Source organism: Elioraea tepidiphila DSM 17972, assembly GCF_000378465.1.
In the GTDB taxonomy this organism is placed as follows: Bacteria; Pseudomonadota; Alphaproteobacteria; order Acetobacterales; family Acetobacteraceae; genus Elioraea; species Elioraea tepidiphila.
In genome coordinates, this window is sequence record NZ_KB899921.1 from 44055 (window position 1) to 68659 (window position 24605).

Below are 24605 nucleotides of genomic sequence, written 5' to 3' on the forward strand. Positions count from 1 at the left end.
TCGCGCGCGGGTTCGGTCAGCAGGCGACGCTGTAGGGTGCGCGCCAGGCAGCCAGCGCGGCGCGGAGCGCGGCGGCGAAGGCGGCCTGCTCCTCGGGGGTGAGGAACCGCCCGACCGCGAGGCGCCGGCCGTGCGAGGCCAGCATCACGCCGGCCGGTCGGCCGTGCTCGTCGTCCACCACCGTCACGCGCAGCCAGCCCGGCGGAAACTCCCAGCGCGTCACCGCGCGCCGCCCGCGCCGGCGCGTCACCGTCAGCGTACGCGCGTCCAGCACCACCTCCTCGACCGTGCGGCCGCGCCGATGGTGCAGGAGCAGCACCGCGATCACGACGGCGATCTCGATGCCGACGAAGCCGACCACCGGCCAGGCACCGAGCGCGAGAAAGAGCACCGCGACCGCCGCGCCGGCGACCCCGAGCACGCCAGCGGCGACCCACAACCCGTGGCGGTCGAGGCTGCGTTGCGGCGTCAGCGTCGCGGTGAAGACCGGCGGAGCATCGTCGCGGGCCATGCGGTGAAGATAGGCCGCGCTTCGCGCCGCGATAAGGCGGGGCATTGCGCGGCGCGATCGGTCCGCGCATGAACGCGCCATGCCCGCCTCCGCACGCAAACCTGCCGCCCGCCCGCGCGCGCGACGCATGCCCGAGCGGGATGTCCGTCCGTTCATCGAGGCGCTCGCGCGGGCCCATCCCAACCCGCGCTCGGAGCTGGACTACGCCTCGCCGTTCCAGTTGCTGGTGGCGGTGGTGCTGTCGGCGCAGGCGACGGATGCATCGGTGAACAAGGCCACGCGCGGGCTGTTCGCCGCGGCGCCGACACCTGAGGCGATGGCGGCGCTGGGCGAGGAGGGGATCGCGCCGTTCATCCGCACGATCGGGCTGTGGCGCGCCAAGGCCAAGGCCGTGGCCGAGCTGTCGCGTATCCTGGTCGAGCGGCATGGCGGCGAGGTGCCGGCGGAGCGTGCGGCGCTGGAGGCCTTGCCGGGGGTCGGGCGCAAGACCGCGAACGTGGTGCTGAACGTCGCCTTCGGGCAGGACACGATGGCGGTGGATACGCACATCTTCCGGCTCGGCAATCGCACGGGGCTGGCGCCGGGCAAGGATGTGCGCGCGGTGGAGGAGGCGTTGGTGAAGCGCATCCCGCGCGAGTATCTGCGCGATGCGCATCACTGGTTGATCCTGCACGGGCGGTATGTGTGCAAGGCGCGCAAGCCGGAATGTTGGCGGTGCGTAGCGAAGCCATGGTGCCAGTACAAGGAAAAGACGGCCGGGGGGCCGCAAGGCCCCCCGGACCCCCCTTGAACCGCCCCCTCCCGACGGTCGGGGGCCACGCGCCGACCATCGGGAGGCGCGCCCAGCCGGAGGGGGGTATGGGGGGACGACCGTCGTCCCCCCATGGTATTTTCCTGCCATGTCGCTTGAAACCGACCTCCTGATCGACCGTCGCCGCCTCAAGCGCGGTCTCGCCCTCTGGCGTATCGTCGCCGTGATCGCCGTGCTCGGTGCGGTCGCGCTGACGCTGCGCGACACCGGCCCCGCCCGCACCCTGCTCGGCGGCCACGTCGCGCGCCTCTCGGTCACCGGCCTGATCACCGAGAACCGCGAGCGCGACCAGGCGCTGCGCGACCTCGCCCAGGACGACCGCGCACGCGCCCTGATCGTCGCGATCGACAGCCCGGGCGGCACCGTCTCCGGCGGCGAGGCGCTCTACCGCGCGCTCAGCGAGGTCGCCAAGACGAAGCCGGTGGTCGCGGTGATGGGTGGAACCGCCGCCTCGGCGGGCTACATGGTCGCGCTGCCGGCCGAGCGCATCTTCGCGCGCGAGGCGACAGTCACCGGCTCGATCGGCGTGATCATGCAGACCACCGAGTTCTCGGGCCTGCTCGAACGGCTCGGCATCCGCGCCGAAGCGATCACCGGCGGCCGGCTCAAGGACCAGCCGAGCCCGTTCCGCCCGCTCACCGAGGAAGGCCGCGCGGCCCTAGCGGCTGTGGTGCAGGACCTGCACGGCCAGTTCATCCGCATGGTCTCGACCGGGCGCAACATGCCCGAGCCGGAGGTGCGCGTGCTCGCCGACGGCCGCGTGCTGACCGGCCGGCAGGCGATCGCGGCGCGGCTGGTCGATGCGATCGGCGGCGAGGCCGAGGCGCGCGCCTGGCTCGCGGCCGAGAAAGGGGTGCCGGCAAGCCTGCCGGTGCGCGACGTCGGCGACCCGGGCGAGCGGCAGTGGCTCTCGCGGCTGCTGCGTGACGCGCGAAAAGCCGTTTCAGATGAACGACTTAGCCTTGACGGGTTGTTCGCCCTCTGGCACCCTTCGCTGCATTGAGGCGGACGAGGGCCGGGGGGCATGACGCGTTCGGAACTGATCGCCGAGTTGGCGCGGCTCAATCCGCACTTGATGCAGCGCGACGTCGAGGCGATCGTCGCGACCGTGTTCGACGAGATCACGGCCGCCTTGGCGCGCGGTGATCGGGTGGAGCTGCGCGGCTTCGGCGCGTTCAGCGTCAAGGGCCGCGAGCCCCGGGTGGGGCGCAATCCCCGAACGGGCGAGCCCGTGGAGGTGGGCAGCAAGCGCATGCCGTTCTTCAAGGCCGGCAAGGAGCTGCGCGAGCGGATCAACAAGGCCGGTGCAGGCCCGCGGCCGGCGCTCGCTGCGGCGCAGGGCTGAGCGGTCGGCCGGTGGAGTTGTAGGGAGGGCGGCGGATGCGGCTGACCTGGATCGTGACGCTGATCGCCGCCGTGCTGGTGGTTCTGTTCGTCGTCTCCAACACGTCCCCTGTGGCGATCGGACTCTGGCCGTTCGATGCGCGCGTCGTGCTGCCGCTCTCGGTGGCGGCGCTGGCGATCGCGGCACTCGCCTTCCTGTTCGGCGCCGCGATCGCCTGGTTCGCCGGGATGCCGCATCGGGCGAAGGCCAAGCGGCTGGAGCGGTCGGTCGAGGTGCTGCAGGCGGAGGTCGGCACGCTGAAGGACCGGCTGGCGCAGGCCGAGGCGCGCCGTCCGGCCGCGCCGCGCGCGCCGGCGTCGACCGAGCTCGCGCTGCGCTGACCCGCCGGCTTCCGGTCGGGCGCGCGATGTGGTGTATCGGCGCGCCATGATCGCACGCCCCGCCACGCCTGCCGCCCGCATCGCCGTCGCGCTCGACACGCCCGACCCCGCGCGGGCCGCAGCTTGGGCGCAGGCGCTCGCCGGCCATGTCGGGGTGGCGAAGGTGGGGCTGGAGCTGTTCGCCGCTGCCGGGCCCGACGCCGTCGCGGCGGTGCGCGAGTGCGGCCTGCCCGTGTTCCTCGACCTGAAGCTGCACGACATCCCGAACACGGTGGCCGGCGCGGTGCGCTCCGCCGCGCGGCTCGGCGTGGCGATGCTGACGGTGCATGCGGCCGGCGGCGCGGCCATGGTGGCGGCGGCGCGCGAGGCGGCGGAGCGTGCCGGCGCGGATCGGCCGATGATCCTCGCGGTCACGGTGCTGACGAGCCTCTCGGCGGCCGACCTTGCCGCGATCGGTGTGGAGGATGCGCCCGCGTCGCAGGTCCTCCGCCTGGCGCGGCTCGCGATGGCGTCGGGCGCCGACGGGATCGTGTGCAGCCCGTTGGAAGTGGTCCCGTTGCGCGCGGCGCTCGGCAACGCGGTGCCGCTGATCGTGCCCGGCATCCGTCCCGCCGGCAGCCGGGCGGACGATCAGGCGCGGGTGATGACTCCGGCCGAGGCGGTGGCCGCCGGCGCCGACTGGCTGGTGATCGGCCGGCCGATCACGGAGGCCGCCGATCCGGTGGCGACCGCCGAGGCGATCGCCCGCTCGCTCGGGGCGTGATGCGCCGATGCGGGTGAAGATCTGCGGCGTCACCGATCCGGCGGCGTTCCGGGCCGCCTGCGCGGCCGGCGCGGATCTCGTCGGCTTCGTGTTCTTCCCGCCCTCGCCGCGCGCCGTGTCGCCCGGGACGGCCGCTTCGCTCTCCGCGCTGCATCCTGGCGGGCCGGAGCGCGTCGGCCTGTTCGTCGATCCTGACGACGACGCGTTGGCGACGGTGCTGCGCGCCGTGTCCCTCGACGTGGTGCAGCTGCATGGTGATGAGACGCCCGAACGTCTCGCCGCGATCCGCGTGCGCTTCGGCGTGCGTGTGATGAAGGCCGTGGGCGTGGCGACGCGCGCGGAGGCCGAGGACGCGGTCGCGCGCTTCGGCGCCGTCGCCGACATGCTGCTGTTCGATGCCAAGCCGCCGCCCGGCGCGACACGGCCCGGCGGCAACGCCGTGCCGATCGAGTGGTCCGTGCTGTGCGGGCTCGATGTTCCGGTGCCGTGGCTGCTCGCCGGCGGGCTCACGCCCGCGAATGTCGCCGAGGCGATCGCGGTCTCGGGCGCGCCGGGGGTGGACGTGTCCTCGGGCGTGGAACGGGCACGCGGGGTGAAGGACCCGGCACTGATCCGCGCCTTCATCGCCGCCGCGCGCGGAGCCTGATGCAGGGCGAGCCGCTCGTCGTCGCCCTGCCGCATGCGGATGGGCTCGCGCTCGCCGGCACGCTCCATCCACCCGCCGCGCCGCCACCCTGGCCGGTGATGCTGTTCGTGCACGGCTCGGGCGGCCTGTTGCGCTGGCATCGCCGCTACGCCGAGCTGCTCGGCGCCGAGGGCGTGGCGGTGGCGATGCTCGATCATTTCGGCCCGCGCGGCATCCGCCGCACCGTCACGGACCAGGAACAGCTCAGCTCCGAGACGATGGCGCGCGATGCCCATGCCGCGCTGGCGGTGCTCGCGGCCGATCCGCGCATCGATGCCGCGCGCGCGGGCGTGATGGGGGTGTCGAAGGGCGGCAGCACGGCCTGGCGCGCGGCACTCCGCCGCTTCGCCGGGCCGCACCGCTTCGCGCTGCATCTCGCGCTCTATCCCGGCTGCGAGACGCGCTACCACGACATGACCACCACCGGCACGCCGATCGTGCTGATCGTCGGGCTCGCCGACAGCTACACCGGCCACGAGCCCTGTTTCGAACTCGGCGTGGCGCTGCGCGCGGGTGGCTCGCCGGTCGAGATGTATGGCCTGCCGGGCGCGATGCATGGCTGGGACTCGGGCGCGGGCCGCTGGTCCCATCCCGCGGGCGTCACCTACGCGAAGTGCCGCTTCGTCGAGATCGCGCCCGGGCGCTGGCGCGAGGTCTCGAGCGGCATCGAGTGGGACGCGCATGACCTCGAAGGACGCCGGCGCGCGGTCGGGCAATGCCGCTGCCTCGGTGTCGCCGGTGGCGGCTGCCCCGAGAGCCGTGCGCGCTCGGATGCGATCCTGCGCGCCGAGGTGCGCCGCCACCTGCTCGCCTGAGCGTCAGGTCCACGCGGCCGCGACCGTCGGGCTCGTGCCGGCAAACACCTCGTCCACGGCCTCGTCGAGCTGTGTGCAAGGCGCCGGGAACGCCGGAACAGGCATCACTGTAGAGCACGAAGTGATGGCCGCGGTCGCGCGGCAGTAGGGCGGGGAGTGGCGGTTCGCCGGCGGGCGGCGCGGGATGTGTCATTGCCCGTCTCCACCGTCTCTCGGCGCTGGTGGGCCAGCACCCGACTCGGTGGTCGATCGTGCGTGCGCAAGGCGGCGACGGGCTCACAACCCCGCAGGCCAGATCAGAAATCGGTCAGAAATATGGGAAACGCTATTTTTACATCTGTCTGACCGATGAATCCCATCCACACGACGCGTTGGCCGTCGCGGGAGGGGATCCGAATCTGCGGTTCATCCGATGCGGCACGGTCGCCGCATCCCTCGCGGCAGAGCCCGTCGAGGCGCCTCCAGCAAAAGGACGATGCCATGAAGACGACCACCGTTGCCCTCCTCTCCGCCCTGGCGATCGGCGGCGTCACCTTGCCGGCGCATGCTTCCGACATCGTGTTCGGCGGGATCCACGCGCATGCCAGCGAGGGCGTGCCGGGGCCGGCGGCCAACCTGAGCTTCAGCGGCGGCTGGTCCAGCCACGTCACCGGGGAGGCCGGCGGCTCCTTCGACGCGCGCTATGCGACCCCGCTCTACGGCAGCGGCCAGCCTGTGACCGTGACCGGCGAGGCGGGCGGCAGCTTCTCGCGCGATCTCGCCGTGCGCCTCGGCGTGCAGGATGACGCCGCCCGCGTGCTCGCGGCGCTGATCGCCGCCCAGCAGGGCTGACGCGGCGCGCGGTACCCTCGCCCGGGTCATCCGGGCGAGGGGCTTGCGCCTCCCGGCCGGCGGCCGCGTGTCCCGCGACGCCGCCCTCGGTTCCGTATCGAATCGACGCGGCATGGCACCGGTTGACGGTGCGCCTGGCGTCACGCCCCTGCCTGCTGCGAGCGGCGGGACCTCCTCGGGCGATACCCGCGCGGCAAGATCAGGAAAGCTTCTGCAAATCCCGGAGATCGTCGCGGAAAGCGCGCAACGTCATTTTGCGTGCAGGACGACGGCGCGATGGCGCGCCGTTCCTCTGAAGGAGACCGAACCATGACCAGGATCACCCTCGCGTTCCTTTCCGCCCTCGCGATCGGCGGCGTCACCCTGCAGTCCCATGCGAGCGAGGGCCTCCCCTCCTCGGTGCCGGGGCCGACCCTGAGCGGCGGCTGGGCCGACGGCGCGACCGGCGAGGCCGGTGGCGCATTCGATGCGCGTCTCGCCGTGCCGGCCTATGGCGGCGGCCACGCCATGACGGTCGCCGGCGAGGCCGACGGCGGCTTCGCGCGGGACCGCGCGGTGCGTCTCGGTGGACGGGGCGGCGCGCAGAACCCGCTCGCCGGGCTGATCGCCGGGTCGCGGGGCTGACCGCCTTCGCCGCATCCCCGCCCGGTTGCGCGCCGGGCGGGGGTGTCGCAGCCGCGTGAGGGGGTATCGATCACGCGATTGTTCCATGTCGAGACTCAATGGCCGGAATCGTCCACCCGCATTGGTCGGGCGAGCGCCCGCGCGGTAGCGTTCGCCATCCGATGCGGCGATCCCGCCGCGTTCCTCGCGGACCGCTCCGCAGAGGTTCCTCTCCATCGAGAGAGTGATCCCATGACGAAGACGATGCCGGCCTTGCTGGGCGCGCTCGCGCTCGGCAGCGGCGCACTTCCGGCCCGTGCGGCCAATCCGGCCGGCGACTGGGAGCTCGGAGGCAATGCCGGACAGGAGGTGCAGGACGAGCACGCCCCGGTGGCGCCGATCTATGGCGGCGGCTGGCCGGCCGGTGTGACGGGCGAGGCCGGCGGCGCGTTCGAGGCGCGTGCCGCGACGGTGGAACCCGGCGGCGGCGAGCCGCGGGCGATGACCGGCGAGGCGGGCGGCAGCTTCGAGCGCGCGACCGCGACGCGGCTCGGCGGCCGGAACGGCGGTGCGGGCCTGGCGGCACTGCGCGCGGCCCAGGGCAGCTGATGTGCCGCGTGGCGCCCCCGCCCGGCGCGGGGGCGCTGCCCCCTAGGCCCTGACACAGGGTTCCGCTAAGAGGCCGTCTTCCGGACGGGAGGCCGCCTCTTGAACAAGCCGTTGCCCAATTCCTTGCGGACCGGCCCCGACGAGCGGGGCCATTTCGGCATCTTCGGCGGCCGCTACGTCGCCGAGACGCTGATGCCGCTGATCCTCGAGGTCGAGCGCGCCTACGAGGACGCGAAGCGCGATCCGGCGTTCGACGCCGAGTTCCGCCGCCTGCTGACCCACTATGTCGGCCGCCCCTCCCCCCTCTGGTTCGCCGAGCGCCTGACCGCTCAGCTCGGCGGGGCGCAGGTGTGGTTCAAGCGCGACGAGCTCAACCACACCGGCGCGCACAAGATCAACAACTGCATCGGCCAGATCCTGCTCGCGCGGCGCATGGGCAAGACCCGCATCATCGCCGAGACCGGCGCGGGCCAGCACGGTGTCGCGACCGCGACCGTCTGCGCGCTGTTCGGCCTGCCCTGCACGATCTACATGGGGGCGACCGATGTCGCGCGGCAGTCGCCCAACGTGTTCCGCATGAAGCTGCTCGGCGCCGAGGTGAAGCCGGTGATCTCGGGTGCCGCGACGCTGAAGGACGCAATGAACGAGGCGCTGCGCGACTGGGTCGCGAATGTCGCCGACACCTATTATCTGATCGGAACGGTCGCCGGGCCGCACCCCTATCCGGCGATGGTGCGCGACTTCCAGTCCGTGATCGGCACCGAGGCGAGGGCGCAGCTCGATGCCGCAGCCGGGCGGCTGCCGGACGTGTGCGTGGCCGCGATCGGCGGCGGGTCGAACGCGATGGGGCTGTTCCATCCCTTCCTCGACGACGCGTCCGTGCGGCTCGTCGGCGTCGAGGCGGCCGGGCACGGGCTCGACTCCGGCCAGCACGCGGCGAGCCTCTCGCGCGGGCGGCCCGGCGTGCTGCACGGCAACCGCACCTACCTGCTGCAGGACGAGCACGGCCAGATCCTGGAGGCGCACTCGATCAGCGCCGGGCTCGACTATCCCGGCGTCGGGCCGGAGCATTCCTGGCTGCACGAGCTCGGCCGTGTCGAATACGTCGCGGTGACGGACACGGAAGCGCTGGAGGCGTTCCAGCTCTGCACGCGCACGGAGGGAATCATTCCGGCCCTCGAACCCGCGCACGCGCTGGCGCAGGTCATGAAGATGGCCCCGGCGATGGACAGGGACGCGATCATCCTGATGAATCTCTGCGGCCGCGGCGACAAGGACATCTTCACGGTCGCCGAGGCGCTGGGGGTGAAGCTGTGAGCCGCATCGCCGCCCGCTTCGCCGCGCTGAAGCGCGAAGGCCGCGCGGGGCTCATTCCGTTCGTGGAAGCCTGCGATCCCGATCGCGCGACCACCGAGGCGCTGCTCGCCGGCTTCCCCGGCGCGGGGGCCGATCTGATCGAGATCGGCATGCCGTTCACCGATCCGATGGCGGACGGCCCGACCGTGCAGCGCGCGGGCCAGCGCGGGCTGAAGGGGGGCGCGACGCTCGGCGTGACGCTCGACATCGTGCGCGGGTTCCGCAGGAAGGACGATGCCACGCCGATCGTGCTGATGGGCTACTACAACCCGATCCTGTCCTACGGCGTCGAACGGTTCTGCGACGATGCGGCGTCCGCCGGCGTGGACGGGCTGATCGTGGTCGATCTGCCGCCCGAGGAGGCCGAGGAACTGGCCGTGCCCGCGGGCAGGACCAAGCTCGACCTGATCCGCCTGGTTGCACCCACCACCCACGCGGAGCGGTTGAAGGTGGTGCTCCAGGGCGCGAGCGGGTTCGTCTACTACGTCTCGATCACCGGCATCACCGGCACGCGCACCGCGACCGAGGAGCATCTTCGCGAGGCGATCCCGCGCGTGCGCGCGGCGACCGACCTGCCGGTCGCCGTAGGCTTCGGCGTGCGCACGCCCGAGCACGCGGCCGCGGTCGCGCGTCATGCCGATGCGGCGGTTGTCGCGAGCGCGCTGATCGACACCATGGCGGCGAATCTCGACGAGGCGGGCAGACTGAAGCCCGGCACGATCGAGACGGTGCTGGATCAGGTGCGCGCACTCGCCGCCGGCGTGCGCGGCGCGCGGGTCGGCCGCGCCGCGTGATGTCGCTCGCGTGAACGGGCTGGACTGAAGGTCCCTCGATGAACTGGCTCACCAACTATGTGCGGCCGAAGATCCGCACCCTGCTCGGCCAGAAGCCGGTGCCGGACAATCTCTGGCACACCTGCCCCTCCTGCCAGCAGATGATCTTCCACGAGGACCTGAAGAAGTTCCTGCGCGTCTGCCAGAACTGCGGCCATCACATGCGCCTGCCCGCGGGCGAGCGCCTGGCCTCGGTGCTCGACGAAGGCTACGCGGTGATCGAACTGCCCAAGGTACCGGCCGATCCGCTGCATTTCCGCGACCAGAAGCGCTACACCGACCGTCTGAAGGCCGCGCGCAGCGAGACCGGGCTCGAGGATGCGATGCTGGTCGCGCACGGCACGATCGGCGGGCAGAGATCGGTGGTCGCCGCCTTCGCCTTCGACTTCATGGGCGGCTCGATGGGCGCGGCCGTGGGCGAGGCGATCCTCGCCGCCGCGCGGCTCGCGGTGCTCCAGGAGGCGGCCCTCGTCGTCTTTACCGCCTCGGGCGGGGCGCGCATGCAGGAGGGCGCGATCAGCCTGATGCAGATGCCGCGCACCGTGCTCGCCGTGCGCATGGTGAAGGACGCGGGACTTCCCTATCTCGTCGTGCTGACCGACCCGACCACGGGCGGTGTCACCGCCTCCTTCGCGATGCTGGGCGACATCCACCTCGCCGAGCCCGGCGCCCTGATCGGCTTCGCGGGCGCGCGCGTGATCGAGCAGACGGTGCGCGAGAAACTGCCCGACGGGTTCCAGCGCGCGGAATACCTGCACGAGCACGGCATGGTCGATCTCGTGGTCAAGCGGGGCGAGCTGAAGGCGATCCTCGCGCGGCTGCTCGGTCTGCTCGGCGATGCGCGCCGGATCGATGCGGAACGGCCCGTCGCCGAGGTGATCCAGATTCCCGCACCGCCCGCCCCCTGACGCCACGCCCATGACCGCCGCCGAGACGGTGATGCAGCGCCTCGCGCGGCTGCATCCGAAGCTGATCGACCTGAGCCTGGGCCGGATCGAACGCCTGCTCGCGCGGCTGGGTCATCCCGAGACCCGCCTGCCGCCGGTGATCCATGTCGCGGGCACGAACGGCAAGGGCTCGGTCTGCGCGTTCCTGCGCGCGATCGGCGAGGCGGCGGGGCTGCGCGTGCATGTCTACACCTCGCCGCATCTGGTGACGTTCCATGAGCGCATCAGGCTCGCCGGACGGCTGGTGGACGACGCCGCGCTGACGGCGGCGCTGGAGGCGTGCGAGCAGGCGAACGGCGAGGATCCGATCACCGTGTTCGAGATCGCGACCGCCGCCGCCTTCCTGCTGTTCGCCGACATTCCCGCCGACCTGCTGGTGCTCGAGGTCGGGCTCGGCGGGCGGCTCGACGCGACCAATGTGATCGCGCGGCCGGCCGCCTGCGCGATCAGTTCCGTCTCGATGGATCACATGGACTTCCTCGGCGGCACGATCGAGGCGATCGCGTTCGAGAAGGCGGGCATCCTCAAGCCGGGCGTGCCGGCCGTGACCGGTGCGCAGGATCCGCGCGCACTCGGCGTGATCGCGGCCCGCGCGGACGAGGTCGGCGCGCCGCTCGCCGCGCGCGACCGCGACTGGACGATCGCGCCTGCGGGCGCCGGGCTGCGCTACACGGACCGCGCCGGCACGCTCGATCTCCCTCCGCCGTCGCTCGCGGGGCTGCATCAGCACGACAATGCCGGGATCGCGGTCGCGGCGATGCGTGCCTGGAACGATCCGCGCATCGGTGCGGAGGCGATCGGCGCGGGGCTCGCGCGCGCGGAATGGCCGGCGCGGCTGCAGCCTCTGACGCGCGGCCCGCTCGTCGCGATGCTGCCGCCCGGCTGGTCGCTGATCCTCGATGGCGGGCACAACCCGGATGCCGGGCGCGCGCTGGGCGCTCATCTCGCGACGGTGACGGACCGGCCCTGGCACGTGATCGTCGGCATGAAGAAGGGGAAGGGCACCGAGGGGTTCCTCGCGCCGATCCTGCCGCATGCGGCGAGCTTCTGGGCGGTGGCGGAGCCCGATCAGCATCTCGCGCAGGCGCCCGAGGCGATCGTCGCCGCCTCGGGCGGGGTGGCGCGGATCGGCCCGCGCGTGGCGGACGCGCTGGCCGCGATCGTCGCGTCCGGCGATCGCCCCGGCCGGGTGCTGATCTGCGGCAGCCTCTACCTCGCCGGCGTGGTGCTGCGGGAGAACGGCTGAGCCCGGCCCTTGCGCGACGCTGCGCGCGCGGAGATACTTGCCCAAGTCAACGATCTGCTTGCTAGGCTTGGGGGCGCCCCATGGATGACTCCGTCGACACCCCGCTCGACCGCCAGATCGCCGCTTTCCGCCGCTTCACCCGCTTCTACACCCGGCATCTCGGCGTGCTGCGCGAGGGGCTGCTCGACAGCCCCTATCCGCTCACCGAGGCGCGGGTGCTCTACGAGCTCGCCCAGGCGCCGGACCTCGGCGCGGCCGACTTGGCCCGCCGGCTCGGGCTCGACGCCGGCTATCTCAGCCGCATCCTGCGCCGCTTCGAGACCGACGGGCTGCTCGCCCGCGAGCCTGTGCCCGAGGACGGGCGGCGCGCCACGCTGCGGCTGACCGAGGCGGGGCGGCAGGAATTCGCCGTGCTGGATGCCGCCTCGCGCGGCCAGGTGCGCGGCCTGCTTGCGCGCCTGCCGGACGCCGCCCGCCGCCGGCTGGTCGCGGCGATGCGCACCGTCGAGGCCCTGCTCGACCGCGACGCGCCCGCGCCCTGGCTGATCCGCCCGCTCGGCCCCGGCGATGGCGGCTGGGTGGTCGAGAGCCATGGCCGGCTCTATGCGCAGGAGTACGGCTGGAACGCCGAGTTCGAGGCGCTGGTCGCCGAGATCGTCGCCGCGTTCCTGCGCGCCCATGACCCCGCGCGCGAGGGCGGCTGGATCGCCGAACGCGACGGCGTGCCGGTCGGGTCGGTGTTCGTCGTGCGTCAGGACGCGCGCACCGCCAAGCTGCGCCTGCTGCTGGTCGAGCCCGAGGCGCGCGGCCTGGGCATCGGCCGGCGTCTGGTCGAGCACGCGATCGGCTTCGCGCGCGGCGCCGGCTATGCGCGCATGACGCTCTGGACCAATGACGTGCTGGTGGCGGCGCGGCGGATCTACGAGGCCGCCGGCTTCGTCTGCACCGCGCGCGAGCCCCACACCAGCTTCGGCAAGGACCTGATCTCCGAGACCTGGGAGCGCGCGCTCACGCCGGAATGACCCGCGCGCGCCAGGCGCGGACCAGCGGCCCGTCCTCGCCGAACAGCGGGTCGGTGGCGGGCAGCGGCACGGCGGCCACGCGCAGGGCGGCATCGGCAGGAGGGGTCTCGTCGCGCGCGAGATCCGGCTCCGCGCCGGGCGGGTAGAAGCCGACACACGCGAAATCCGCACTGCCCCAGAGCGCGCAGTGCCCGACCCCGGCGGGGATCAGCACCGCATCGCCGGCCGCGAGCTCGACCTTCGCCCCGCCCTCGCCGCCGAACTGCACCCGCGCCCGGCCCGACACCACCCCCAGCGCCTCGTGCGCATCGGCATGGAAGTGGTGGAACGGATAGACTCCGCCCTGCCAGAACCCGTGCCAGCCGCGCGCGCCGGCGAGCGCGCGCAAGCCGGCCACCGACCGCTCCGCCTCCGCCAGCACGCCGCGATACACGAGCAGCGGCAGGTCGGGGTTGTTCGGCACACCGCCCGAGGGGGCGGCGAACAGAAGGGGCTCGACCCGCGCCGTCATGCCGGGTCGAGCCGCCAGATCGCGCCGCGGCTGCTGTCGGTCAGCAGATAGACCCGCCCGTCCGGCCCGACGCGCACATCGCGGATGCGCTCGCCGAAGGTGGGGATGCGCTCCTCGGCCACCACCCGGTCGCCCTCCAGCGTCAGCCGCGCGACGTGGCGGCCGCGCAGCGCGCCGACCAGCATGTTGCCGCGCCAGCCGGGGAAGGCGTCGCCGTCGTAGAACGCGAGCCCCGAGGGCGCGATCGAAGGCGTCCAGACATGCACCAGGTCTTCCATCCCGGGCAGCGAGGTGTGCGGCGTGATCTGCGCGCCGCCGTAGTGCACGCCATGGGTGGCGCGCGGCCAGCCGTAATTCGCGCCGCGCTTGATCAGGTTCACCTCGTCGCCGCCCTGCGGTCCGTGCTCGTGCAGCCAGATCTGATCCGTGCCCGGCCGCACCGCGAGCCCCTGGATGTTGCGGTGGCCCCAGGACCAGATCTCGGGCCGCGCGTCATTGCGGCTGACGAACGGGTTGTCGGGCGGCACCTGGCCATCCGGTGTCAGCCGCAGCAGCGAGCCGTTGTGGTCGGCGAGGTCCTGCGACCGCTCCATCCGGCCGCGATCGCCGAGCCCCATGTAGATCATCCCATCCGGCCCGAAGGCGAGGCGGCAGCCGAAATGCTGGCCGCTGGTCGCGCGCGGCTCGGCGGCGAACAGGGTGCGGACATCCTCGAACCGCGTCTCGGCGAAGCGCGCGCGCACCAGCGCCGAGGAGAACCCGCCCTCGCCCTGCTGCACCTGGCAGAGATAGACGAGGCCGTTCCGCGCGAAATCGGGGTGCAGGATCACGTCGAGCATGCCGCCCTGGCCGCGCGCCACGGTCTCGGGCAGGCCGGCGAGCGGGTCGGAGAGGGTGCCGTCCGGGCCGACCAGACGCACGCGGCCGGGCCGTTCGGTCACCAGCATCCGCCCGTTCGGCAGGAAGGCGAGGCCCCAGGGGTGGTCGAGCCCTTGTGCCACCGGCGTGACACGGAACGCGGCGCGCTCGGTGCGCACCACCTCCTGCGCGGCGAGCGGACCCGCCAGCATCAGGCCGGCGGCGGCGAATAGCAGGGGCTTCATGGAACACCTCCCCGATGAATGGACCGAGCGGGAGGTGGCGGTGCGGGCGGAGCGGGAAAACCCCCGCTCGCGCCCCTGTCAGCGGGTCAGATGTTCTGCTCGACCCAGGCGGTGAGGTTGCTCTTGCTGTCCGCGCCGACCTTGGTGGCGATCGCCTGGCCGCCCTTGAACAGCATCAGCGTCGGGATGCCGCGCACGGCGAAGCGGTTCGGCGTGACCGGGTTCTCGTCGATGTTCACCTTGGCCACCGTGAGCTTGCCCTCGTAGGACTTCGCGATCTCCTCGAGCGCCGGCGCGATCGCCTTGCAGGGGCCGCACCACTCGGCCCAGAAATCCACGAGCACCGGACCCTGGGCCTGCAGCACGTCGGTCTCGAAGCTCTGGTCGGAGACGGACTTGGTGTTCGCGCTCATGCGCTGGCTCCCGAGAGTTGAACGACTGGCGAGCATATCGTGACGCGGCGCCGGCCGTCCAAGCGGGTGGACCGCTCAGCCCTCCCCTGCATCGGGCGCGTGGGTATCCAGCACCGCATCGGGCAGGGGCATCAGCCGGGCGGCGTAGGTCCAGACCAGCGCGCAGCGCACGGTCCGGCCGGGGAAGATGTCGCGCAGCACGGCGCGATAGGCCGCCATCTGGCGCAGATAGAGCCGGGCCACGTCCTCCACCCGCTCGGGCGGCGGGCGGTTCGTCTTGTAGTCGGCGACCAGCACGGCGGCATCGGTGACCGCGAGCCGATCGACCGTGCCGTTCACCGTGCGGGCGCCGATCCGGCCGATGATCGGCGCCTCGGCCAGGCTGCCGGGGGTGAACAGCGGCGCGAAGGCTGGGTCGTCGAGGATCGCGAGCGTCTCGGCCGCGATCGCCTTGGCCTCCTCGGGCGTGACCTCCTGCCCGGCGAGGAACCGGCGCGCTGCTGGCAGCCGATCGGCTTGCGGCAGATCGGGCAGGTGCTGGAGCAGGGCGTGGATGATGATGCCGCGCCGGAAGCGCCGCCCGGAGCGGTCGCCGGCGGCGACGGGAGGGGCAGCGGGCGACTCCTCGCCGTCCTCGCGCGAGGGGCGGATCGGGCGCGGCGCGGGCGCCTCGGCGGGGGCCGGGGTCTCGGCCCAGAGCGGCGGACGGACCGGCGCCGGGGCCTCGGCCTCGCGCCGGTCGGGGGCGGGATCGCGCGCCTGCGGCGCCTCCAGCCGCCAGCCCTCGCCGGTCCAGCCCGCCTCGCCGGCCCAGGCGCGGCTGTCGAAGGCGAAGGGCCCGGCGCCGGGGAGCGCACGGAACCCCGCCTCGACCAGCCGGTACCAGCAGCCGTTGCTCGGCCCCTGCTTGCCGTACCAGCCGCAGACGATCAGCCGGTCCTCGGCCCGCGTGAGGGCCACATAGAGCAGGCGCCGGTGCTCGGCGTCCTGGCGCGCGCGCTCGGCGGTGAGCAGATCGTCGAACACGGGATCGCGCAGCGCCGACCGCGGCGCCCAGAGCGGCACGTGCGGACGGTCCGGCACCGTATCGTCGGCCCAGAGCACGGTCTCCTGCACGCGCGGCTCGCGCACCGTGTCGGGCAGGATCACGATCGGCGCCTGCAAGCCCTTGGCCGCGTGCACGGTCATGACGCGCACGGCGTCGCCCGCGCCCTCCTGCTCGCGCTTCACCTCCAGCCCGCTGCGCTCGATCCAGTGGATGAAGCCCTGCATGCTGGGGGGCGCCAACTGCTCGTAGTGCAGCGCCTGGGCGAGCAGCTCCTCGATCGGATCGGCCGCATCGGGGCCGAGCCGGCGCCGGAGCCGCCAGCGCCCGCGCCGTTCGCCGAGCAGATGCGCGAGCACGTCGTAGGGCCGGTCGTAGTCGGCGCGCGCGGCGATCTCCTCGATCAGCGATGCGGCCGCTTCCCATTCGCGCCGCTCGGCGCGACGGTCGCGCAGCGCCGACCACAGCGTGGAGGGGCGCAGCCGCGCGACATCGTCGCGGTCGCGCGCGAGCGCGAACAGGCTGTCCTCATCGACGTCGCAGAACGGCCCGCGCAGCACCTCGGCGAGCGCGAGATCGTCCTCCGGCTGCACGGCGGCGCGGCAGAGGGCGAGGATGTCCTGCACCGGCAGGCTCTCGGCCAGGGTCAGCCGATCCAGACCCGAAACGGGCACCTGCTCGCGCTTCAGCTCGCGCACGAGTTTCGCGACGAAGGCATCGCGGCGGCGCACCAGGATCATCACGTCGCCGGCACGGATCCGACGCGCGCGCGCCGGCAGGTCCTCGCGGCCGATCCAGGACTTGATGCGCCGCGCGATCGCGACCGCGAGGCGCTGCGCCGGATCGGGCAGTTCGATCGCCTCGGTCACCGGTTCCCAGGCCTCCGGCTGGGGCGCATCCGCGCCCGAGACGAGCGGCCAGAGCTCGACCGACCCCGCATGACCTTCGCGCGCGGCGCGATGCGCGATCGTCTCGCCGGCGAGCGAGACGCCGCGCCCGGCATCGCCCGCGAACACCGCATCGGTGAGGGCCAGCACCGGCGCGACCGAGCGGAACGACAGCGTCAGGCTCTCCGGCCGCCAGCCCGCGCGTGCATCGTGGGCGCGGCGCTCGAAGATGGCCTTCCAGTCCACGAAGGCCTGCGGATCGGCGCCCTGGAAGCCGTAGATCGACTGCTTGTCGTCGCCGACCGCGAACATGGTGCGCGGCCCCGGCCGCGCGCCGAGCCCGGTGAAGAACTCCTCGGTCAGCGCGCCGACGACCGCCCACTGGTCCGGGTTCGTGTCCTGCGCCTCGTCGAGCAGCACGTGATCGAGGCCCGCATCCAGCTTGTAGTGCACCCACTCCACCGCGCCGTCGGTCTCCAGCAGGCGGCGCGCGGCCGCGATCAGGTCGTCGTAGTCGAGGGCCGCGCGCGCCTCCTTGGAGTCGCGGTAGCGCTCGATCACCGGCAGGCCGATGCGCGCCAGCGCGGCCGAGGCCTCGGCGAGCCGCACCGCGCGCAGACGCCGCTCGATCGCGATCACGCGCTCGGCCTCGGCAGAGGCGATCGCGTAGGCGTCGGCGCAGAGGGACTGCACTTTCTTCGGCGCAACGGTCTTCTCGGCACGCGCGGTGCCGGTGGCCGTCAGGAACAGCGCGCGGTAGTCGTCCCACTGCGCCTTGCGCGCGGCAGGATCGGCGGCGAGCCAGGCGCGCAAGGCGTGACCGCTCTCCACCTGTCCCCCGTTCGCGCCGATCCACGCCTCGGCGAGCCGCGCAAGCGCCGCCGGGTCGGGCGGCTCGCAGGCATCCGCGAGCACGGAGTCTTCCGTATCGTCGAGATCGAGCCCGAGCACGCGACGCTGGGCCGCGGCGACACCGTCGGGGCTGTTGCCGCTGGCGGCGAGGCCGGGCCGGCCGCGCGCGGGCAGCACGGCGCGGATCGCCTCGCCGAGCCGCCCGGGATCGGTCAGCGCCGCGAGCCGCGCGACCGCCTGTTCGCCCGACGCGGTCAGCGGCGCCTCGGCGAGCGCGGACTCGCGCGCCTGTTCGAGCAGCCCCTGCGCCTCGGCCTCCTCGACGAGGGCGAATTGCGGCGGGATACGCGCCTCCAGCGGGAAGCGGCGCAACAGGCCCTGGCAGAAGGCGTGGATGGTCGCGATCTTCATCCCGCCCGGCAGGTCGAGCACGCGCGCGAACAGGGCGCGGGCGCGCTCGCGCGTCGCCGCGTCGGGGCGCGCGTCCGTGAGGTCGGCGATCTCGGCATCGAGCGCCTCGTCCGGCAGCGTCGCCCAGTCGCCGAGCCGCGCCTGCAGGCGTGTCGCCATCTCGGCGGCCGCCGCGCGGGTGAAGGTCAGGCAGAGGATGTGCGCCGGATCGTTCCCGGCAAGCATCAAGCGCAGCACGCGATCGACCAGCAGCCGCGTCTTGCCCGAGCCCGCCGACGCCGAGACCCAGGACGAGGCGCGCGGATCGGCCGCGCGCCGCTGCTCGGGGGTGGGCGCGCTCATTCGCCGCCGAGCCCCGCCGACCACTCGTCCACGCGCGCGAGCACCGCGTAGGGCGAGCGGAACAGCTGAAGCCGCGGATGCGGCCGCGCCATGTAGGGCGTGGCCGGATCGTCGAAGGCGTGCAGGCGGCGAAGCAGGCCATTCCAGGCCGCTTCGGCCACGGCCTCCTCCTCGCCGGCGCAGCGCGGTTCGATCTCGCCCGGACTGAACCCACCGGAGAGATGCCAGTAGGCGAGCTCGCCCGGCGGCAGGGCCGGAATGCCCTTGAATGCGCCGCGTGCGGCAAGGGCGGCCTCCAGGGTGAGCTGCGGCTGCGTGCCCGATGTCACCTGCTTGTCGGTCGGTACGGTGCCGGTCTTGTAGTCGAGCACCGCGAGCCGGCCGTCGCGCTGCTCGATCCGATCCGCCTTCGCCACCAGCGTGAACGCTCCGCCGGGCAGCCCGCCGATCACGTGCTCGGTCTTCACCTCGGCGAACAGGGCGCGCAGCGGCGCATTGGCCCGTCGCGTCGCCTCGGTCTGGGCGACGAACCGCGCGATGCGCGCGAGCCGCGGTCGCCACAACGCCGCCTGCGCCGGGCGTGCGCCGCGCCGATCGAGCCGCCGCAGCAACGCCTCGGTCAGCATCCGCTCGGCATGATCGGGCGCGGGCCAGGCGAGCCCTGTCGCGCGCAGCACGTCGGCGATGCCGCCATGCACGATGTCGCCGAAATCGCCGGCATCCGCCTCGTCGTCGAGCGGTTCGAGCGGCTCGATTCCGAGCACGCGGCGTGCGTAGAGCGCGTACGGGTCGGCGATCCAGGTCGCGATCTCGGTGACCGAGAGCCGGCGCGGCCGCGCGACGACCGGCGGGCGCGGCGCCGGGCGCGCCACCGGCAGCGGCGGTCCCGGATCGTCGAGCACGCGCGCGATCGCGGCGAAGTCGTCGGGCGGGCGGATCAGCCGCTCCGCCTCGTCACCGAACTGGCCATGCAGGAATGCCGCGAGCCGCGAGAGCCAGCGCGACGGCACGGTGGGCGCGCCTTCCGCGCGGCGGCTGCGCGTCAGCAGCACCTCGGCGCCGGTGCAGAGCAGTTGCACGACGTCGTGCGCGGCCTGGCCGATGCGCCGCTCGGGCGAGGGCAGCCCCATGTCCTCGCGCATCGGCCGCGACAGCCACGGGCCCGGCTCGGCAACGGCCGGCCATGTGCCCTCGTTCAGTCCGGCGAGCACGATGAGATCGGCGCGTTGCAGCCGCGCCTCCAGCGCGCCGAGGATCGCCACGCGCGGATGCTCGGCCTCGACCCGGCGGAGCCGCACCACGGGACCTTCCAGCATCGGTTCGAGCAGCGCGGGGAACTGGCGCGGCGCCACCGGCGGCAGGGTCTCGACCGCGAAGGCGAGCTCGGCGAGATGGCGCGCCAGCGCCTCGCCGTCCTCGCGCGCCCAGAGCCTGAGCGGGCCGGGCGTGTCGGGTGTGTCGGCGAGACGCTCGGCCGCGCGGAGATGCGCTTCGAGGAGTTCCCCGAGCGGAACGGAGCGCTGTCCGGCGAGCTCAAGCACGGGCGCCAGGATCGGCCGGATACGGCCGAGGCAGCGTGTCGCGGCGTCGAAATCGGCCCCGCGTGGCGGGAAGCCGCGCGCGGACTCGATCGCGGCGGCGAGCCCGTCGAGCCCCGGGGCAGGGCGCGGCCCGCGCAGCGCGGTGCGCTCCAGCGCGCGGGCGTCGAGCCGGAAGCGCGACGGCGGCTCGCCCGCGGCGGCGAGCGGATGCTTCAAAAGTGCGAGCAGCGGCACCGGCGCGAGATGCTCGGCGACTGCAACGGCGAGCAGGCGGATGAAGGTGCCGGCGGGCGTGTTGGTCAATGGCTCGCCACCAGAGTCGTCCGCGCGCACGCCGAACCTGCCGAGCTCGGTCGCGATGCGGCGGGCGAGGAACCGGTCGGGCGTGACCACCGCCGCCGTGCGCCCCGGCGTCTCCAGTGCGCGGCGCACCGCGAGGGCCGCGACCATCGCCTCCTCGTGCGGATCGGCGGCATCGACGCGCGCTAGCCCGACCACCGCCGCGCGCCAGCGATCCGGGTCGCGCCGCCGCCACGCCTCCAGCCCCTCGGGCGGGGCCATGACCGCGGCGGCGAGATCGGCACGGTCGGGGATCGGTGGGGCCTCGGCACGGGCGGGCCACGCACGCACGGCCTCGCGCGGGATCGCGAGCCCGCGCAGCAGCCGCGCCAGCCCCGCCTGCGGATGGGTATCCGGCAGCCGGTCCCACAGCGCATCCGGAAGGCGCTGATCCAGCCCAGGCAGCACCACTGCGCCCTTGGGCAGGCCCGCGATCACGCCGAGCAGCTCCGCGACCGCGGGGATCGAGCCGGTGCTGCCCGCGGCGATCACCGGGGCGTCCGGTGGGTGCGTGCGCCAGGCTTCGGCCTGCGCACGCAGCAGATGCACGCGCCGCTCGGCCGGGTCGCTTTCGCCGCGATTGCGCAGCTCGTCCGGCCAGGCGCCGGTGACGATGTCGAGGAACCTGAGCGTGCGCTGCCAGTGTTCGGCGAAGCGCTCGGGGACGAGCGTGCGCAGCTTCGCCGGATCGACATCCTCGGTTGCCATCTCGTCGAACAGCGCGCCGAGCTCCTCGGCGAGTCGCCAGGCACGGTCGAGCGGCAACTCAGGCTCGAAGGCGGCGACCAGACGCGCGAGCGCCGCGCGGCGCGCGAGCGGCGAGACCGCGGGAGGGGCATCGAGCGCGCCCGAGAGGGCCAGCGCCTCGTCCGGCAGGTCGCCGATCGGGTGGATGCGCGGCAGGAGCGCGGGCCGCCCGCCGGTCAGCCGCAGCATCGCATCGGCGAGCCCGCGCCCCGCGCGCCGCGTCGGCAGCAGGACGGTGACACGCGCGAGCGCCAAAGGGTCGTCGTCCGCGAGCGCCAGGATCCCGACCGCGAGATCGTCGAGGAACGGCCGGTCGGGCGCGATCGTGAAGACGCGCGGGGTTGGAGCCGCGAGCGCGTCAGCGGGCATAGGCGAAGACGGAAGCGCGCCCGCGCAGCGTCTCCTCGGCCTCGGTCAGATCCTCGGGCGTGGAGAGATGCAGCCAGATGCCGTCATGCACCACCGCGCGCAGCCGGTCCGCCGCGATCGCGCGGTTCCAGAGGATGTTGGTGCTGAACGGACCCTCCGGCGCATCGGCGAACAGCGCGGGCGAGACGAGCTGCACACCGGCATAGAGATAGGGCACGATCTCCTTCTCCTTCGGCCTGCGCACACGTCCCCAGGGATCGACCGCGAAATCGCCGCGCCCGGCGTAGAAGGGCAGGTGCGAGGCGCGATGCACCAGCAGCACCGCGTCGGTCGCGTCGGGATCGAAGGCATCGGCGAGGCGGGCGAGCGCGGGCCGTGCGCCGTCGAGCCAGAAGGCGTCACCGTTGATGACATAGAACGGATCGTCGCCGAGATGGGGGAGTGCCCGCACCACGCCGCCGCCCGTTTCCAGCAGCGTCTCCTCGTGGCTCTCGATCACTTCCGGCCGGTCGCGCGTGGCCAGGGCTGCGCGCACGGCGTCCGCGTGCCAGTGGGTATTGACGACCACGCGCTCCACGCCGGCCTCCGCCAGATGGTCGAGCGCGCGGTCGAGCAGGCTCCGCCCGGCGACGTGCAGCAGCGGCTTCGCGGTGGTGTCGGTGAGCGGGCGCATGCGCGTGGCGAGCCCGGCGGCCAGCACCATCCCGCGTTTCGGCACGAGGCTCATGCCGCGTGCTCCTCGGGCGCGCGGCGCAACTCGCGCGGAATGTGATCGTCGAACCAGGCGGCGAGCGGCGCGCAGGCCGGATGGGCGAGAGCACGGTCGAGCAGGCGCCAGGTGCGCGGCGCGTGGCGCAGGTAGTGGCGCTTGCCGTCGCGCCGCGCGAGCCGGGTCCAGAGCGCGGCCACACGCGCATGACGCAGCGCGCCATGCGCGGCGAAAGCGCCGAGGAAGCGCGCGCGGTCACTCACGCGCGCGGCGTCGAGATAGCGCGCGAGGGCGGCGCGTCGCACGGCAGGGTCGATGTCGCGGCGGGCATCCTCGAGCAGGCTCATCACGTCATAGGCCGGGTGGCCGGCGCCGGCATCCTGGAAGTCGAGCAACCCGCAGGTGGCCGGGCCGGGACGGTCGAGCCGCAGCAGATTGTCCACGTGGAAGTCGCGATGCACCAGCACCGGCGGGTCGTCGGCGAAGGGGGCGAGTGTGGCGCGCGCGGCCTCGGCGAAGGCGGTGCGCACGCCCGCGTCCGGCGCAGATCCGAACGTGGCGGGCCACCACCAGTCGAACAGCGTCGCCGCGGCCGCCTGGGCCATCGCCTCGACGTCCCAGCGCGGCAGGAAGGGGGGTGGCGGATGGCGATGCAGATGCGCCAGCGCCTCCGCCGCGAGCACGTAGAGCGCGGTCTCCTCCTCCCCGCGCGCGAGCAGGGCGGTGAAGGTGTCCGCGCCGAGATCCTCGATCAGCGCCAGTCCCGCCGTCTCGTCGGCGAAGAACACCTGCGGCGCCGACAGCCCGAGCCCGCGCAGATGCGCGGCGATGCGCAGATAGGGCTCGATCGGTTCGCGATACGGCGGACAGAGCATCAGCAGCGCAGGACGCGGCCCGCCGATCAGTCGCTCGTAGCGGCGGAAGGATGCATCCGCCGGCAGGGGGATGCGCTCGGCGGTGCCGAAGCCGTGGGCGGCGAGGAAATCCTCCGGCGTCATGGCGCAAGCTCGGCGAGCCGGTCGGGCCAGCCGCTCAGCGTCGCGACGCGCGCGTTCGGCGCGCCCGGCACAGGCGCGAGCGCGATCGTCAGGGCATCCGGCGGTGTCAGAGCGCCGAGCCGCTCCGGCCACTCGACCAGCGCGATGCCCGCGCGCGCCTCGTCCCAGCCCAGCTCGGCGAGTTCCTCCGTGCCCCCGACGCGCCAAAGGTCGTAGTGCCAGACCTCGACGCCATCCGGCAGCGCATAGGTCTGCACCAGGGTGAAGGACGGGCTCGGCACGATCAGGTCGGGGTCGCCCGTGGCGGCACGCAGGAAGGCGCGCGCGAAGGCGGTCTTGCCGGCGCCGTAGGGGCCGGCGAGCAGGATCACGTCACCCGGCCGGACGCACCGCACGACCGCGAGCGCGAGGCGCGCGGTCGCGGCCTCGTCGGACAGGGCGAGTATGCGCGACTCGGTCACGGTCATGGCACCGCCGGCGCACTGTGCCAGCCCGGGCGCGCTTGCGCGACGGGTGACGGGGCGTATCTATGGCAGGCCGTGACGCAGGAGACGAGGATGGCCGGGCCGACCGAGACCGATGTGTGCATCGTGGGGGCGGGGCCGGTGGGCCTGTTCCAGGTGTTCGAATGCGGCATGCTCAGGATGCGCTGCGTGGTCGTGGATGCGCTCGATGCGATCGGCGGGCAGTGCATCGCGCTCTACCCCGAGAAGCCGATCTACGACATCCCCGCCCACCCTGCCATCAGCGCGGCCGGGCTGATCGAGGCGCTGATCGCGCAGGCGGCGCCGTTCCGTCCGGACTACCGGCTCGGCCGGCAGGTGGTGAGTCTCGCGCATGAGCCGGACGGAAGGCTGCGGCTCGGCACCTCGGCGGGCGAGGAGATCATCGCCAAGGCGGTGGTGATTGCCGCCGGCGCCGGCGCGTTCGGGCCGAACCGCCCGCCGCTCGAAGGGATCGCTGCGTATGAGGGGCGGTCGGTGTTCTACGCGGTGCAGCGGCGCGAGGACTTCCGCGGCAGGCGCGTGGTGATCGCGGGCGGGGGCGACTCTGCGGTCGACTGGGCCATTAGCCTCGCCGAGGTGGCCTCATCGGTGCAGGTGGTGCATCGGCGGCCCAAGTTCCGCGCCGCCCCCGAGAGCGTCGCGCGCATGGAGGCGCTGGCGGCCGAGGGCAAGCTGGAGCTTGTGGTGCCGTACCAGCTGCACGGACTGCACGGCACCGACGGTGCGCTCGCGGCGGTGGAGGTCGCGACGCTGAAGGGCGAGACGCGAAGGCTGCCGGCCGATGCGCTGCTCTGCTTCTTCGGTCTCGCCATGGAGTTGGGCCCGATCGCCGGGTGGGGGCTGAACCTGGATCGTAACCACATCCGCATCGACCCCGCGACCTGCGCGACCAACGTCCCGGGCGTATTCGCGATCGGCGATATCGCCACCTATCCGGGCAAGCTGAAGCTGATCCTCCAGGGGTTCAGCGAGGCGGCGATGGCCGCGCACGCGATCCATCCGCGCGTGTTCCCCGACCAGGCGCTGCATTTCGAGTACAGCACCACCAAGGGGGTGCAGGGGATCGCGGCGTAAC

Annotated in this window: 25 protein-coding genes; 16 read left to right on the plus strand and 9 right to left on the minus strand. The window is 73.4% G+C overall.

Annotated elements, in window-relative coordinates:
• Positions 1–16: 16 nt before the first annotated feature.
• The gene (locus tag F563_RS0110795) at positions 17–511 is read right to left on the minus strand and encodes a DUF2244 domain-containing protein (RefSeq protein ID WP_026299500.1); all 495 of its coding nucleotides are present in this window, start codon (positions 509–511) and stop codon (positions 17–19) included.
• Positions 512–590: 79 nt separating this feature from the next.
• On the opposite strand from F563_RS0110795, the gene nth reads away from it, so the two are divergent.
• The 15 genes from nth (at position 591) to F563_RS0110870 (ending at position 12757) form a co-directional block, all read left to right on the plus strand.
• Positions 591–1301 (plus strand): endonuclease III, encoded by a 711-nt coding sequence (gene nth, locus F563_RS0110800; protein ID WP_019014690.1) that lies wholly within the window; start codon positions 591–593, stop codon positions 1299–1301.
• Between the two features lie 109 nt (positions 1302–1410).
• On the plus strand, positions 1411–2325 hold the full coding sequence (sppA, locus tag F563_RS0110805) for a signal peptide peptidase SppA (protein WP_019014691.1): 915 nt from the start codon (positions 1411–1413) through the stop codon (positions 2323–2325).
• Between the two features lie 21 nt (positions 2326–2346).
• Entirely contained in the window at positions 2347–2667 is a 321-nt protein-coding gene (locus F563_RS0110810) for an integration host factor subunit beta (RefSeq protein WP_019014692.1), read from the plus strand.
• 35 nt (positions 2668–2702) lie between these two features.
• Positions 2703–3047, plus strand: coding sequence for a lipopolysaccharide assembly protein LapA domain-containing protein (locus F563_RS0110815; protein ID WP_019014693.1), 345 nt, complete (start codon positions 2703–2705; stop codon positions 3045–3047).
• 46 nt (positions 3048–3093) lie between these two features.
• Entirely contained in the window at positions 3094–3810 is a 717-nt protein-coding gene (pyrF, locus tag F563_RS0110820) for an orotidine-5'-phosphate decarboxylase (protein WP_026299501.1), read from the plus strand.
• A gap of 7 nt (positions 3811–3817) precedes the next feature.
• Positions 3818–4456, plus strand: coding sequence for a phosphoribosylanthranilate isomerase (locus F563_RS0110825; RefSeq protein WP_019014695.1), 639 nt, complete (start codon positions 3818–3820; stop codon positions 4454–4456).
• Positions 4456–5310, plus strand: a complete 855-nt coding sequence (locus F563_RS23960; protein WP_019014696.1) for a dienelactone hydrolase family protein — start codon at positions 4456–4458, stop codon at positions 5308–5310. Before F563_RS0110825 ends, F563_RS23960 begins: the two co-directional genes overlap by 1 nt.
• A 480-nt stretch (positions 5311–5790) precedes the next feature.
• Positions 5791–6141, plus strand: a complete 351-nt coding sequence (locus F563_RS0110835) for a hypothetical protein (RefSeq protein WP_019014697.1) — start codon at positions 5791–5793, stop codon at positions 6139–6141.
• 309 nt (positions 6142–6450) lie between these two features.
• Entirely contained in the window at positions 6451–6765 is a 315-nt protein-coding gene (locus F563_RS0110840; RefSeq protein ID WP_019014698.1) for a hypothetical protein, read from the plus strand.
• A gap of 231 nt (positions 6766–6996) precedes the next feature.
• Complete coding sequence (locus F563_RS0110845) at positions 6997–7353, plus strand: hypothetical protein (RefSeq protein WP_019014699.1); 357 nt, start codon at positions 6997–6999, stop codon at positions 7351–7353.
• 99 nt (positions 7354–7452) lie between these two features.
• Complete coding sequence (gene trpB, locus F563_RS0110850) at positions 7453–8670, plus strand: tryptophan synthase subunit beta (protein WP_019014700.1); 1218 nt, start codon at positions 7453–7455, stop codon at positions 8668–8670.
• A complete protein-coding gene (trpA, locus tag F563_RS0110855) occupies positions 8667–9503 on the plus strand; it encodes a tryptophan synthase subunit alpha (RefSeq protein WP_019014701.1) in 837 nt (278 codons plus the stop codon). Before trpB ends, trpA begins: the two co-directional genes overlap by 4 nt.
• 38 nt (positions 9504–9541) lie before the next feature.
• On the plus strand, positions 9542–10450 hold the full coding sequence (gene accD, locus F563_RS0110860) for an acetyl-CoA carboxylase, carboxyltransferase subunit beta (protein ID WP_019014702.1): 909 nt from the start codon (positions 9542–9544) through the stop codon (positions 10448–10450).
• Positions 10451–10460: 10 nt separating this feature from the next.
• Entirely contained in the window at positions 10461–11735 is a 1275-nt protein-coding gene (locus F563_RS0110865) for a bifunctional folylpolyglutamate synthase/dihydrofolate synthase (protein WP_019014703.1), read from the plus strand.
• A gap of 80 nt (positions 11736–11815) precedes the next feature.
• A complete protein-coding gene (locus tag F563_RS0110870; protein WP_019014704.1) occupies positions 11816–12757 on the plus strand; it encodes a bifunctional helix-turn-helix transcriptional regulator/GNAT family N-acetyltransferase in 942 nt (313 codons plus the stop codon).
• Here the strand turns inward: F563_RS0110870 and F563_RS0110875 are convergent.
• The 8 genes from F563_RS0110875 to tsaE form a co-directional block, all read right to left on the minus strand.
• Positions 12744–13268 carry a cupin domain-containing protein gene (locus F563_RS0110875; RefSeq protein ID WP_019014705.1) on the minus strand — a complete coding sequence of 175 codons (525 nt, stop codon included), beginning with the start codon at positions 13266–13268 and terminating at the stop codon, positions 12744–12746. The genes F563_RS0110870 and F563_RS0110875 overlap by 14 nt on opposite strands.
• Positions 13265–14371: a PQQ-dependent sugar dehydrogenase gene (locus F563_RS0110880; protein WP_019014706.1), complete on the minus strand. Its 1107-nt coding sequence runs from the start codon at positions 14369–14371 to the stop codon at positions 13265–13267. The genes F563_RS0110875 and F563_RS0110880 overlap by 4 nt, the downstream gene beginning before the upstream one ends.
• Before the next feature lie 86 nt (positions 14372–14457).
• Positions 14458–14784 (minus strand): thioredoxin TrxA, encoded by a 327-nt coding sequence (gene trxA, locus F563_RS0110885; protein WP_019014707.1) that lies wholly within the window; start codon positions 14782–14784, stop codon positions 14458–14460.
• Positions 14785–14859: 75 nt separating this feature from the next.
• Positions 14860–18321: a double-strand break repair helicase AddA gene (addA, locus tag F563_RS0110890; protein WP_019014708.1), complete on the minus strand. Its 3462-nt coding sequence runs from the start codon at positions 18319–18321 to the stop codon at positions 14860–14862.
• Positions 18318–21317 carry a double-strand break repair protein AddB gene (addB, locus tag F563_RS0110895; protein WP_019014709.1) on the minus strand — a complete coding sequence of 1000 codons (3000 nt, stop codon included), beginning with the start codon at positions 21315–21317 and terminating at the stop codon, positions 18318–18320. Before addB ends, addA begins: the two co-directional genes overlap by 4 nt.
• Positions 21307–22044, minus strand: a complete 738-nt coding sequence (locus tag F563_RS0110900; RefSeq protein ID WP_019014710.1) for a nucleotidyltransferase family protein — start codon at positions 22042–22044, stop codon at positions 21307–21309. The genes addB and F563_RS0110900 overlap by 11 nt, the downstream gene beginning before the upstream one ends.
• Positions 22041–23024, minus strand: coding sequence for an aminoglycoside phosphotransferase family protein (locus F563_RS0110905; RefSeq protein ID WP_019014711.1), 984 nt, complete (start codon positions 23022–23024; stop codon positions 22041–22043). Before F563_RS0110905 ends, F563_RS0110900 begins: the two co-directional genes overlap by 4 nt.
• Positions 23021–23491 carry a tRNA (adenosine(37)-N6)-threonylcarbamoyltransferase complex ATPase subunit type 1 TsaE gene (tsaE, locus tag F563_RS0110910; protein WP_019014712.1) on the minus strand — a complete coding sequence of 157 codons (471 nt, stop codon included), beginning with the start codon at positions 23489–23491 and terminating at the stop codon, positions 23021–23023. The genes F563_RS0110905 and tsaE overlap by 4 nt, the downstream gene beginning before the upstream one ends.
• A 90-nt stretch (positions 23492–23581) precedes the next feature.
• On the opposite strand from tsaE, the gene F563_RS0110915 reads away from it, so the two are divergent.
• On the plus strand, positions 23582–24604 hold the full coding sequence (locus tag F563_RS0110915) for an NAD(P)/FAD-dependent oxidoreductase (protein WP_019014713.1): 1023 nt from the start codon (positions 23582–23584) through the stop codon (positions 24602–24604).
• The last annotated feature ends 1 nt before the right edge of the window (position 24605 follow it).